We start from the raw sequence: 11,451 nt of genomic DNA on the forward strand, positions 1-11,451 counted from the left end.
CCCCTCCACCGGCGGCATCAGTTCGGTGTCGACGACCCGCAGTTCGGGCCCGAACAGCTGCGACAGCGCGGGCCGCTGCTCGCCGGTCTGCAGTGCCACGACCTCGCGCAGCACACCGGTGAGCTGCTCGGCCATCTCCTCGGCGGAGGCGAACCGGCGCGCCGGGTCGGGGTCGGTGGCCCGCACGAGCAGCCGGTAGAAGGACTCGTACCGGCGGAACACCTCGATGTGCTCGGGATCCGGCAGCGAGTCCGCGAAAACGTTCGTGTAGCCCTGGAAGTCGAAGGTGAGGACGGCGAGGGTGCGGGCCACCGTGTACAGGTCGGAGGCGACGGACGGGCCGACCTCGGCGACCTCGGGCGCCTGGTACCCGACCGTGCCGTAGATCGCGCTCTCGCGGTCGTCCATTCTGCGGACCGCGCCCATGTCGATCAGCTTGAGCTGGTCGTTCTGCTGGATGGCGTTGTCGACCTTGAAGTCGCAGTACAGCAGGTTCCGGCTGTGCAGGTGGCCGAGGGCCTCCAGCGCTTCTATGCCGTACGCGCACGCCTGCTCGACCGGGAGCGGGTCGCGCCGGCCCTGGGGCGTGCGCCGCTCGTTGGCGATCTCCTTGAGGGACTTGCCGCCGACGTACTCCATGACGATGTAGCCGTCGAGGCTGCCAGTCGCCTGGTCGAGGTGTTCGACGAAGTTGTAGATGCGGACGATGTTGGAGTGCTCGATCTCGGCGAGGAAGCGGCGCTCGGAGACCGCGACCGCGAGCGCCTCCTCGTCGCCGGTGTCCAGCAGGCCCTTGAGCACCACCCACCGGTCGGAGACCGCGCGGTCCACCGCGAGGTATATCCAGCCCAGCCCGCCGTGCGCGAGACATCCCGCGACCTCGTACTGGCCGTGCACGACGTCACCGGCCCGCAGCTTCGGCACAAAGCTGTACGGGTGGCCGCACTTGGTGCAGAAACCTTCCGTACGGCCCGGCCGCCCGCTGCGCGCCCGGCCCACCGGCGCCCCGCAGTCGCTGCGGCTGCAGAACCGCTTGCGCTCGGGAACCTCCGGGTTCTCCAGCACGACCGTGCGCGGATCGGGCCGCGGCACGTCCGGGACCGACACCAGCCCGGCCCCCAGCCGGCCGCGCCCCGGCCCCGAACTGGACCCGGAGCCCTGCCCCGTACTGCCGCTGCGCACGGACACGGAGCGGGTCGACGGGCCGGACAGGGAGCGCGAGAGGCGCCCGGAGACCGAGCGGCGGGAGCCGGAGGAGCGGGACGAGGACGACGTACGGGCGCTGCCGGAGCTCTGCGAGCCGCCGGACCCGGAGGCGGCGCGGCCGGCGCCCGCGACGCCGGTCGGCGGCGAGGACACCATGCCGGTCGCCGAGACGACCGGCGCCATGCCGCAGGTGTCGCAGTACAGTTCGCCGCCGCCGACGTCCTCGTAGCGGCCGCCGCACTCCGGCCGCTGGCAGGCTGTGTCCTTCTCGTACTTCTCGCCCGGCTCGCCGGTCACGACTCCCCCTCGCGGTCCGGCTGCCCGGCCGCCAGCGCTTCGGCCGCCGCCTGCTGGTAGCGCAGTACGGCGTGCTCGGCGGCGCGCAGGTCGCAGGGCGCGCTCCACAGCATCCGGCGGGCGATGTCGTACCGCTCGATCAGCAGCGGGTCCTCGGCCAGGCCGTGCCGCGCCGTCTTCGCCTTGTACGCGTCGAGCCGGCCGCGCAGCTCGGCGCGGACGGCCAGCGGCGCGGTCACCGCGGTCAGCGACTCACGGGCGCGCAGCAGCTCCTCCTCGGCGCGCTCCTCCAGGCTCTCCAGCAGCGGCGACAGCAGGTGCCACTGGGCGCGTCTGCGGTACTCGGCGGCGGTGGCCAGCTGCTCGTGCAGGGCGGCCGACGGGCCCGAGACGGCCGGTACTTCGGACGCGGCGATCTTCGCCAGCACCTCGCCGCGCGCCTCCCGCGCCTCGTTGAGCGTGCGGTCCGCGCGCGAGAGCAGGTCGCGCAGCAGCATCAGCCGCCGCTCGGCGTCCTGCCGCACCGAGAGGACCGCCTCGATCTCGCGCCGGACGTCCTCCAGGGCGCGGGCCGCGCGGTCGTACCGCTCGGTGTCCGGGCGGCCGCCGCCGGGCGCGGCGCTGGCGTCGGTGGCGGGCACCCAGAAGGCGAGCGGGTCGGCGAGCACCTCGGCGCGCAGCCGGGTCAGTTCGTCGGTGATCTGCTCCAGGTCGTCGCCGGAGGGGTGCTCGCCGGGGCGGACGCCGACGGAGTGCGCGAGGGAGCGGGTGCGGCGCAGTTCGGCGGCGAGCAGGTCGATCCGGGCGGGCAGCGCGGTCCATACGGAGTCGGCGCTGACGATGACGTCCAGCGCCCGCGCGTACAGCCCGTTCATCCGGTCGACCAGCGCCTCCAGGCTGAGCTGTTCGCTGAGCTTGGTGACGCTGCCGGCGGCGCCGCCGGAGACCGTGACGCCGTTGCCGCGCAGCATGTCGGTGAGGGTGGCCAGGTCCTCCTGGGAGAGCCAGCGGCGGCGGGCGCGCAGCTCACGCGCGGCCTCCAGCGCCGCGCTGTACGCCTCGAAGTGCGCCCAGAGCACCGTGATCCGCTGCTCGGCGGTCGCCCAGCGGTCCTTGGTGACGCCGGTCAGCTCGGCGCCCTCCAGGAGGCGGCGGCCGGCGTGGTCCTGCAGCGCCAGCAGCGAGGTCTCGATCGCTTCGTGCTCGGCGCCGAGCCTGCCGAGGGCGCGGTCCACCTCGTCGCGGCTCATGGCCGGGGCGGGTCCAGGGACCCCCATCGATCACCTCTCCAGAGTGCGTGCGGTGCGCTGCGGGCGTCCGGGCGCAGGGGCGTCCGGCCGGGCCTGTCAGTCGCTGTACTGGGGCGCCGGGGGCCCGGAGACGCCCGGCAGATCGGCCTTGAGCCACTTGTCGTACGCGGTCGTCCAGGGGCTGTCGGCACCGCCCGCGCGGTAGTCCTCCAGCACCTTGTTCACCCGCCGCACCAGGTCCTCGTCCTCCTTGTTCATGGCGACGCCGTACAGGTCCGTGCTGAACGGCTCGCCCTTGAGCTCCACGGCCGGGTCCTGCGCCGCCTGGCCGGCGGCCAGCGCGCTGTCCGTCACGACGGCGTCGGCCTCGCCCAGCTGCAGCCGCACCAGACAGTCGAGCTGGTTCGGCACCGTCATGACCGTCGCGCCGTGATCCTCACCGTCCAGTTCCTGCTCGCCCGTTGATCCCTTCGCCGTGCAGATCTTCTTTCCCCGCAGCGAGTCGTCGAACGCGTCGATCGACGACCTCTTCGGCGCGAGCACCTGCTGACCGGCCTCGAAGTACGCCGTGGAGAAGGCGACGTCCTTCTTGCGCTCGCAGTTGATCGTCATCGTCCGCACGACCATGTCCACCTTGCGCTGCTTCACGGCGTCGATGCGCTGGTTGGTGGGGATGGCGCGGTACACGATGTCCGGGTCCGGCCCGAGGATGTCCCGGGCGATGGCCTTCGCCAGGTCGATGTCGAAGCCGATGAGGTTCTTCGGGTTGTCCGGGTCGCGGTAGCCCCAGCGGTAGCTGTTCTGGTCGACGCCGACGACCAGCACGCCCGCCTTCTTGATCCGCTTCACCGCGTCGCCGTCGGCGCCGGAGGGCCGCAGGCTCTCCGCCGCGTTCTCCTCCGTGCAGCCCGCGGCGGCGGGCGCTGCCGACGTTGCGCGGGGCGGCGCGGGGAGCGGTGGATCGTGCGGCACGGCGGGGCCGCTGCTGAGCACGGGCACCAGCACCGCGGCGGCCGCGGCCATCACGCCCATGCCGGCGGCCACCGGAGCCAGCGCCGACCCGAGGTCCGCCCATCGCGCCCGCATGCTCATCCCTGCCCTCGTCACCGGTACTCCGACAGCCTGCGGCCGATGCCCAGCACCGCGCCGGCCGCCGCCAGTACGGCCAGCGCCGCCGCTCCCACGGCGAGCCCGTCCAGCGCGTGCCGGCCGCCGCGCGCAGCGTCGTGGAACTCGGTCTGCTCGTGCCGGAGCGCCTTCTTCAGCGCCGCGTCCACCTTGTCGAAGGACTCCTTCGTGGGCCGGTCCGTCCCGATCACCCTCGCCAGCGCGCCTTCGTAGTCGCCCTGGTCGTTCTCCGCGCGCGCTTCGGCGTGCCGCGCGCGCCACTCCCGTACGTTCGCCAGCGCCTCCCGCACCGGCGCGCGGCCCTCCGCGTCGTCCGCCAGGGACAGCGCCTCCGCCAGCTTGCCACCCGCCCGGCCCTGCGCGCCCTGCCCGTCACCCGCCAGCGTCTTCATGCCCGCGGCGTACTCGACCTCGTAGAAGTCCCGCTGGTCCGCGGTCACCTTGCCGCCGCGCGCCACCAGCGTCAGGTTCTCGTCGCCGCGCGCCTGCAGCGTCGCGATCCGCGCCTCGTTGAGCACCCGCAGGGACTTCACGCCGTGCTCGATGGAGTCGTCCAGCCCCGCGCGCGCGAAGGCGTGCCCGGCCGTCATCCACAGCAGGACGCCCACGGAGGCGGTGGTGGCGATCAGCAGTCCCTGGTTGAACACCCGGTTCGTGCGCCGGTAGTTGCGGCGCTGCGCCCAGCCGAGCGCGCCGAGCGCCAGCACCCCGGCGCCCAGCGCGACCCAGGGCCAGGCCCTGGCGTCCTCGTAGTCGCCGTCGAGCCGGGCGGTCTCGGCGTCGTAGAGCTCCTGGGCGGCGGGCAGCAGTTGGGTGCGCATCAGGTTGTTGGCGTACTGGAGGTACGCGCCGCCCACCGGCAGGCCCTGCCGGTTGTACATCCGCGCCGTCTCCACCAGGCCCGTGTAGCGCGGCAGGCCGTCGTTCAGCTGCTCGATCCGGTCCCGCGCCGTCTCCGAGCCCCGGGAGTTGGCGGAGGCGCGGACCAGCAGCCTGGCGGCGGTGGAGATGTCGTCCTTGTAGCGCTGCCGGCTGTCCGCGCTCTCCCGCTCGCCGGCCAGGAAGCCGCCGGCCGCCGTCGTGTCCGCGTCCGCCAGCGAGCGGTAGATGTCGGCAGCGTCCCGGCTCAGCGGCTGGCTGCTCCCCAGGACGTCGTCGGCGGCGGCCGACCGGTCCGCCACCTGCCAGGCCGTCATGGCGCCGAACAGCACGACCAGCGCGGCCAGTACGGCACCGATGAAGCGCAGCCGGCCCGGCTCGGTGAGCATGGCGGCGCGCAGTCGGCGCAGCGCGTCGGTCCATACGGCGCGCTCGCCGGACGACGGCGGCGGAGTGGTTGATTCCGGTGTGGTCGTGTCCGGTGCGGTCGTGTCCGGTCCGGGAGGCGCTGCGGGCGCGGGTGGTGCCGCGCTGCCGGTCGGCGGATATGACACGGAACCTCCCCCTCGGTCGCTGGCCGTGCCCCGCGGCCCGCGCCGCGGGCAGGGGTGCACCGCCAGCAGTATGGCTCCAGGGGCCGACCCCCACACCGGTATTGCCTGGATCTTGTTCGTATCGCGATCTCGTTCGAGCCCCGTGGCCGGGCGTTCCACACCTCCAGCCCCCGTTGCCTCCCTTCACGCATTCGTACGGTGTTCGGTTCCCCGGCTTCTCCCAAGGGGCAGCCGGGCGCCGGCCGGGCTGGCTAGAGTTGCCTGACGTCAGATGACCTGGGAAATGGAGCGGTGCGGTGCGGACGATACGCAGGGTGTCGCTGGTGGAGACCGCGACCGACGAGATCCGGGAACAGATCCTCAAGGGGATCTGGCCGGTGGGCAGCCGCATTCCGCCCGAAAGTGCCCTCTCCGAGACGCTCCAGGTGAGCCGAGCCTCCGTACGGGAGGCCATCCGCGCCCTCGTGCACTCCGGGCTGCTGGAGACCCGGCAGGGCGACGGCACGTTCGTCGTCTCCGACGACGACAGCGCGGTGGCGCTCCGCCGCCGCCTGGAGCGCGCCGAGCTGACCCACGTCACACAGGTCCGGCAGGGCCTGGACGTGATCGCGGCGCGGCAGGCCGCACGGCACCGCACGGACGCCCAGCTCGCCGCCATAGAAGCGGCGCTGGCCCGGCGCCGGGCCGCGCTCGCGGCGCACGAGGACGAGGCGTTCACCGCCGCCGACGCCGACTTCCACGTCCTGGTCGCCGAGGCGAGCGCCAACCCCGTACTGGCCGACATCTACCGCTCGCTGAGCACGGCCCTCCGAGCGGAGCTGCGCCGCGCCGCCTGCCTGGACACCGCGACGGCCGCCCCCACCGACCCGCACCACCTCCTCGTCGAGGCGATCCGGGAGCGGGACCAGGCGGCCGCGGTGGACGCCGCGGTGGAGCTGCTCGCCGGTCACGTACGGGATCTGGCACTGCCGCTGGACGACTGAGCCGGCGGCCGGGCGGCTCCTCCGCGGCTCATCCGGGCCGTGTCTCAGTGGGCGGCTCGCAGGTGGGTGCGCTGTCCGTCGTGGTCGAAGATGCCGAGGATCTCCGCCGGGCCGCCCTGCGCGCCGAACGCGTGCGGGACCATGGTGGAGAACTCGGCCGCCTGCCCTTCCTCGACGACGATCCTGCGGTCCCCCAGCAGCAGGACGACGGTCCCGGACAGCACGGTGAACCAGTCCTGCCCCGGGTGGGCCTTGAGCGCGCCGCTGCCGGTCGGGGCCGGTTCCGTGAGGCGCAGCCTGGCGACGGTGACGCCGGGGTCCCGCTTCAGCATCCAGGTGGTCAGCCCGCGTGCCGCGTGGTGCTGCGGCCTGATGATCACGTCGTCGGTGGCGGACTCCACGAGCTGGTCCAGGGTGGTGCCCAGGGCCCGGGCGATCGCGGTCAGCTGGTCCAGGCCGATCCGCCGGTGACCCGTCTCGATACGGCTCAGGGTGGAGGGGCTCAGGTAACAACGGGCCGCCAGATCGTCCAGCGACCAGCCCATGGCGACCCGCAGCCCCCTGATCCGCTTGCGCACGAGGACGTCCAGATCCTCATCTTCTTGCGTCATGAGCAAGATGGTATGTCGGTACGGCAAGGCGGTCGTACGGTCGAGACATGGCACCCCACGCGCATCAGCACCAGAACCAGCACCAGAACCAGCACCACCACGCCTCCGGGCACGAGGGTCCGCACGACGAGCCGTTCGTCGCCGAGCTGCTCGACCTGGAGGCCGAAGTCCTGCACGCACACCTCACCGAGGTGACCGGCCGGCTGGCGGACCTGACCGCGGACCGGCCCGTGCGCCGGATTCTGGACCTGGGCAGCGGCACCGGTACCGGCACCTTCGCTCTCCTGCGGCGCTTCGAGGACGCCGAAGCGATCGCCGTCGACGCCTCCCCGCGACTCCTGCACCACCTCCGGGGCCGCGCCCGCGAGCTCGGCGTGGCGGACCGGGTGCGCACCGTCGAGGCCGACCTGGACGCGGCGTGGCCGGACTTCGGCAACATCGACCTGGTGTGGGCGTCGGGGGCCCTGCACCACATGAGCGACCCCGACCGCACGCTGCGCGAGGCGTACGCCGCGCTCGCCCCGGGCGGACTGCTGGCCGTGATCGAGATGGCCGGCGTCCCGTACTTCCTGCCTCACGATCTCGGTGTCGGACGCCCGGGACTGGAAGCCCGCTGCCGTGCTGCGCTGTCCGACCGGCACGCCGAGGCGATGCCGCACCGGGGCGCCGACTGGGGCCCGCTGCTGTCCCGGGCCGGGTTCACCGTCGAGGCCGAGTGGCCGTACGCCGTCGAGCTCGTCCCGCCGCTGCCCGAGGCCACCGGCCGGTACGCCCGGGCGGTGCTGAGCCGCATGCGTACCGCGCTCGACGGCCGGGCCGACACCGACGACCTGGCCACGCTCGACACCCTGATCGACAGCGACGGACCGCACAGCGTCCTGCACCGCGACGACCTCGCTGTGCGGACCGAACGGACGGTGTGGGCCGCCAGGCGTGCGTACTGGAGTACTGGCTCTCAGGCGTAATGGGCGCGCAGGCGGGCGTACGCGGAGGCAGGCGCGCCCGTCTCGTCCAGGGCCAGCAGGCCGGCGCCGAGCACCGGGGGAGCGGTGACCACTTCCGGTACCGCCTTCGGGGCGCGCTCGGCAAGCAGCGCGAGAACCGCGTCGTGCAGCACTGGGTGGCGTGCCGCCAGTACCCCGCCGCCGAGCACCACCGGCACCGGCGCGTCCAGCAGATCCAGCCGGCGCAGCGCCACCGTGGCCATGAGGGCGATCTCCTCGGCCTGGCGCGCCACGAGGGCCCGCGCCACCTCGTCCCCCTCGGTTGCCACCGCGAGGAGCACCGGTACCAGTTCGTGGCGGCGCTCGGCCGGTACGTCCCCCAGGTGCAGCGCCTCGATCAGCTCCGGCATCCCGGACAGCCCGAAGTGCGCGGGCAGCCGGTCCGCCAGGGCGCTGGGCGTGCCCCGCCCGTCCTCGGCCCGCGCCGCCCACCACAGCGCCTCCTCGGCGAGGTGCCCGCCGCCGCCCCAGTCGCCGGAGATGCGCCCGATGGCGGGGAAGCGCGCGGTACGGCCGTCCGGGCCGAGCCCCGAGCAGTTGATCCCGGCCCCGCAGACCACCGCGACGCCGGTGTGCCGGCCGCCGTCGGGCAGCCCGGCCCGCAGCAGCGCGAAGGTGTCGTTGGCCACGGTCACCGTGTCCGACCGGCCGTGGGCCGCGAGGAGTTCGGTGAGCCGTGCCTCCTCCACGGGGAGGTCGGCGTTGGCGAGGCAGGCGGTGAGGTGCGCGACGCGGTGGATACCGGCCTGCGCCAGCGCGCGTTCGACGGTCACGGCCAGGTCGGCGACGGCCCGGTGCGCGCCGACCGCGGGCGGCCGGAAGCCGCCGCCGCGTGCCGTGCCGAGCACCGCCCCGTCGGCACCGACCACGGCCACGTCCGTCTTGCTGTTCCCGGCGTCCACGGCGAGCAGCGCAGCCCCGCACGAGACGTTCTCGCGCCGCCCCCTTTGGGTAACCCCCTGCTGGGGGGACGGGGTAGTTCGATTCGCCCCGTAGGCGCGCGGTCCTGGGCGCCCTGCCCGGCCCTCGCGCCCCCCGCTCACGCCCACGCCAGATGTTCCTGGTTGTGGGCGAGCAACTCGTCGGTCAGGCGGTCCGCGTAGTCGAGCTGGCCGATGAGGGGGTGCGCGAGCAGCGCTTCGAAGACCCGGTCCCGGCCGCCCTTCAGGGCCGCCTCCAGCGCCAGGTGTTCGTACGCCGTGACGCCTGCGATCAAACCGGCGTACAGCGGCTCCAGCGGGCGTACCGGTACCGGCACCGCGCCCCGGGCGCCCACCGTGGCCGGTACCTCGATCACCGCGTCGTCCGGCAGGAACGGCAGTGTCCCGTTGTTCAGCGCGTTCACCACCTGCACGTCACCGGTGTCGCGCAGCAGGGAGGAGGTGAGCGCGACGGCCGCCTCCGAGTAGAAGGCGCCGCCCCGCTTGCCCAGCAGCTCCGGCTTCTCGTCCAGCGCCGGATCCCCGTACATCCGCAGCAGTTCCTTCTCCATCGCGGCGACCTCCGCGGCGCGCGACGGCTTGGTGCGCAGCTCCCGTACGACCTCGTCGTGCTGGTAGTAGTAGCGCAGGTAGTACGAGGGGACCGCGCCGAGGCGTTCGACCAGGGTGCGCGGCATGTGCAGATCGGCGGCGATCGCGTCCCCGTGCTCGGCGATCAGCCGCGGCAGCACGTCCTCGCCGCCCACGCGTACCGCCCGCTCCCAGGTCAGATGGTTCAGCCCGACGTGTTCGAGCTGTACCTCCTGCGGCGCCACGTCCAGCAGCCGAGCGAACTTCCGCTGGAATCCGATCGCCACGTTGCACAGCCCGACCGCCTTGTGCCCGGCGGTGAGCAGCGCCCGCGTCACGATCCCGACCGGGTTGGTGAAGTCCACGATCCAGGCGTCCGGATTCCGGCGGCGTACCCGCTCCGCGATGTCCAGCACCACCGGCACCGTGCGCAGCGCCTTGGCCAGCCCGCCCGCGCCCGTCGTCTCCTGGCCCACGCAGCCGCACTCCAGCGGCCAGGTCTCGTCCTCGTTGCGCGCCGCCTGCCCGCCGACGCGCAGCTGGAGCAGTACCGCGTCCGCGCCGTCCACGGCGGCGTCCAGGTCGCTCGTCCAGCTGATCCGGCCCGGGTGCCCCTGCCGGGCGAAGATCCGCCGGGCCAGCCCGCCCACCAGCTCCAGCCGGTCCGCCGCCGGATCGACCAGCACCAGCTCGTCCACCGGCAGCACGTCCCGCAACCGCGCGAAACCGTCGATGAGTTCAGGGGTGTAGGTCGATCCCCCGCCGACCACTGCAAGCTTGATTCCTGTCATCTGTGCCTCTTTGCCCCTCAGTTGCCCCTCAGCTGTCCCTCAGGCCGTATCGAAGACGGTGTCGCGCGCCTGTACCAGGGCGGTCCGCAGGGCGCCCGTCAGGATCGGGTCGCCCTCGATGTCGCTGATCCGCAGTTGCGGGCGGGGGAGCGCGAGGCCGGTCAGCTCCTCCTCGACCCGTACGCGCAGCCGCTCGCCGCCCGCCTGCGCGACGGTCCCCGACAGCACCATCAGCTCGGGATCGACCACCGCGACCACGGCGGCCAGGCCCGTCGCCAGCCGGCGCGCCACCTCGTCCACGACGGCCGGGTCCGCGAGCGCCTCGGTGACATCGGCCGGCTCCCGCCCCAGGCCGCGGGCGATCCCGAGTACGGCGGGCCGCCCCAACAGGCTCTGGAAGCCGCCGCCCGCGTCCGGCGCGGCCGCCGCGTCCGGCCCGCCCCGCGCGAGCGGCGCGCCGGGCAGCGGCATGTACCCGATCTCCCCGGCCCCGCCGGTCGCCCCGCGCAGCAGCGTCCCGCCGAGCACGATCGCCGCGCCGACGCCCTCGTCGACCCACACCAGTACGAAGTCGTCGTGGTCCTGCGCCGCCCCGTCGTGCTGCTCGGCCAGCGCCGCGAGATTGACGTCGTTCTCGATGACGACGGGCGCGCCCAGCGCGTCCCCCAACTCGCCCAGCAGCGAACGCGAATGCCAACCGGGCAGGTGCGGCGCGTACCGCAGCTCGCCGGTGCGCGGGTCCAGCGCGCCCGGCGTCCCGATGACGACCCCGTGCAGCTCTCCCCGGCCCAGCCCGGCCTTCTCCAGCGCACCGTCCACGGCGGCGGCCACCACCCGGGCGGTGCCGCTCCCGGCGCCCTCGGCGACGACGGCATCGGCCGCGACCCGCTCTTCCCCCACCACCGCACCGGTGATGTCCGCGACGACGGCGGTCACCCCGGCCGGGGCCACCGACAGCGCGGCCACGTACGCCGCCGCCGGATTCACCTCGTACAGCTGCGCGCTGGGGCCGGGCCGTCCGGTCACGTTGCCGCTCGTCCGCACCAGCCCGGCGGCTGCCAGCCGCCCCAGCAGCTGTGCGGCGGTGGGCTTGGACAGCCCGGTCAGCTCCCCGATCCGGGTGCGGGTCAACGGCCCGTGCGCCACGAGCAGTTCCAGCGCGGCCCGGTCGTTCATCGCCCGCAGCACCCGGGGCGTCCCCGGCGTCCCGCCCGTACCGCCCATTCCGCCCATCCCG

The 11,451-nt window shown here is 73.9% G+C and carries 10 protein-coding genes; 2 read left to right on the forward strand and 8 right to left on the reverse strand.

The annotated features are described in order from the left end of the window. From CCS38_RS12510 to CCS38_RS12525, 4 genes are all read right to left on the reverse strand, one after another. The coding region (locus tag CCS38_RS12510; RefSeq protein WP_223733307.1) for a serine/threonine protein kinase at positions 1-1,503 on the reverse strand (1,503 nt) is incomplete at its 3' end. Beyond that, positions 1,500-2,780, reverse strand: a complete 1,281-nt coding sequence (locus CCS38_RS12515; protein WP_223733308.1) for a hypothetical protein — start codon at positions 2,778-2,780, stop codon at positions 1,500-1,502. The genes CCS38_RS12515 and CCS38_RS12510, both read right to left, overlap by 4 nt. Before the next feature lie 69 nt (positions 2,781-2,849). After that, complete coding sequence (locus CCS38_RS12520) at positions 2,850-3,845, reverse strand: glutamate ABC transporter substrate-binding protein (RefSeq protein WP_504740347.1); 996 nt, start codon at positions 3,843-3,845, stop codon at positions 2,850-2,852. A gap of 11 nt (positions 3,846-3,856) precedes the next feature. Beyond that, positions 3,857-5,314: a GlnX family signal transduction membrane protein gene (locus tag CCS38_RS12525; protein ID WP_223733310.1), complete on the reverse strand. Its 1,458-nt coding sequence runs from the start codon at positions 5,312-5,314 to the stop codon at positions 3,857-3,859. A 296-nt stretch (positions 5,315-5,610) separates the two neighbouring features. Here CCS38_RS12525 and CCS38_RS12530 point away from each other — a divergent pair, with 296 nt between their 5' ends. Then, positions 5,611-6,297, forward strand: coding sequence for a FadR/GntR family transcriptional regulator (locus CCS38_RS12530; protein WP_223733311.1), 687 nt, complete (start codon positions 5,611-5,613; stop codon positions 6,295-6,297). 44 nt (positions 6,298-6,341) lie between these two features. Here CCS38_RS12530 and CCS38_RS12535 read toward each other — a convergent pair whose 3' ends face one another. Continuing rightward, on the reverse strand, positions 6,342-6,908 hold the full coding sequence (locus tag CCS38_RS12535; protein WP_223733312.1) for a helix-turn-helix domain-containing protein: 567 nt from the start codon (positions 6,906-6,908) through the stop codon (positions 6,342-6,344). 47 nt (positions 6,909-6,955) lie between these two features. Here CCS38_RS12535 and CCS38_RS12540 point away from each other — a divergent pair, with 47 nt between their 5' ends. Next, positions 6,956-7,873: a class I SAM-dependent methyltransferase gene (locus CCS38_RS12540; protein ID WP_223733313.1), complete on the forward strand. Its 918-nt coding sequence runs from the start codon at positions 6,956-6,958 to the stop codon at positions 7,871-7,873. On the opposite strand, the gene CCS38_RS12545 is transcribed toward CCS38_RS12540, so the two are convergent. From CCS38_RS12545 to CCS38_RS12555, 3 genes are all read right to left on the reverse strand, one after another. Beyond that, a complete protein-coding gene (locus tag CCS38_RS12545) occupies positions 7,864-8,823 on the reverse strand; it encodes an N-acetylglucosamine kinase (protein WP_223733315.1) in 960 nt (319 codons plus the stop codon). The genes CCS38_RS12540 and CCS38_RS12545 overlap by 10 nt on opposite strands. 128 nt (positions 8,824-8,951) lie before the next feature. After that, positions 8,952-10,205: a 6-phospho-beta-glucosidase gene (locus CCS38_RS12550; protein ID WP_443742954.1), complete on the reverse strand. Its 1,254-nt coding sequence runs from the start codon at positions 10,203-10,205 to the stop codon at positions 8,952-8,954. A 48-nt stretch (positions 10,206-10,253) separates the two neighbouring features. Further along, complete coding sequence (locus CCS38_RS12555; protein ID WP_372457055.1) at positions 10,254-11,447, reverse strand: ROK family transcriptional regulator; 1,194 nt, start codon at positions 11,445-11,447, stop codon at positions 10,254-10,256. Positions 11,448-11,451 lie beyond the last annotated feature (4 nt).

Origin of the sequence: Streptomyces purpurogeneiscleroticus (assembly GCF_020024005.1) — a bacterium.
Taxonomy (GTDB): domain Bacteria; phylum Actinomycetota; class Actinomycetes; order Streptomycetales; family Streptomycetaceae; genus Streptomyces; species Streptomyces purpurogeneiscleroticus.

Coding starts and splice junctions, on each gene's coding strand:
- CCS38_RS12540 (WP_223733313.1), top strand. CDS start 6,956: ATGGCACCCCACGCGCATCAGCACCAGAACCAGCACCAGAACCAGCAC.
- CCS38_RS12515 (WP_223733308.1), bottom strand. CDS start 2,780: ATGGGGGTCCCTGGACCCGCCCCGGCCATGAGCCGCGACGAGGTGGAC.
- CCS38_RS12555 (WP_372457055.1), bottom strand. CDS start 11,447: ATGGGCGGAATGGGCGGTACGGGCGGGACGCCGGGGACGCCCCGGGTG.
- CCS38_RS12520 (WP_504740347.1), bottom strand. CDS start 3,845: ATGAGCATGCGGGCGCGATGGGCGGACCTCGGGTCGGCGCTGGCTCCG.
- CCS38_RS12535 (WP_223733312.1), bottom strand. CDS start 6,908: ATGACGCAAGAAGATGAGGATCTGGACGTCCTCGTGCGCAAGCGGATC.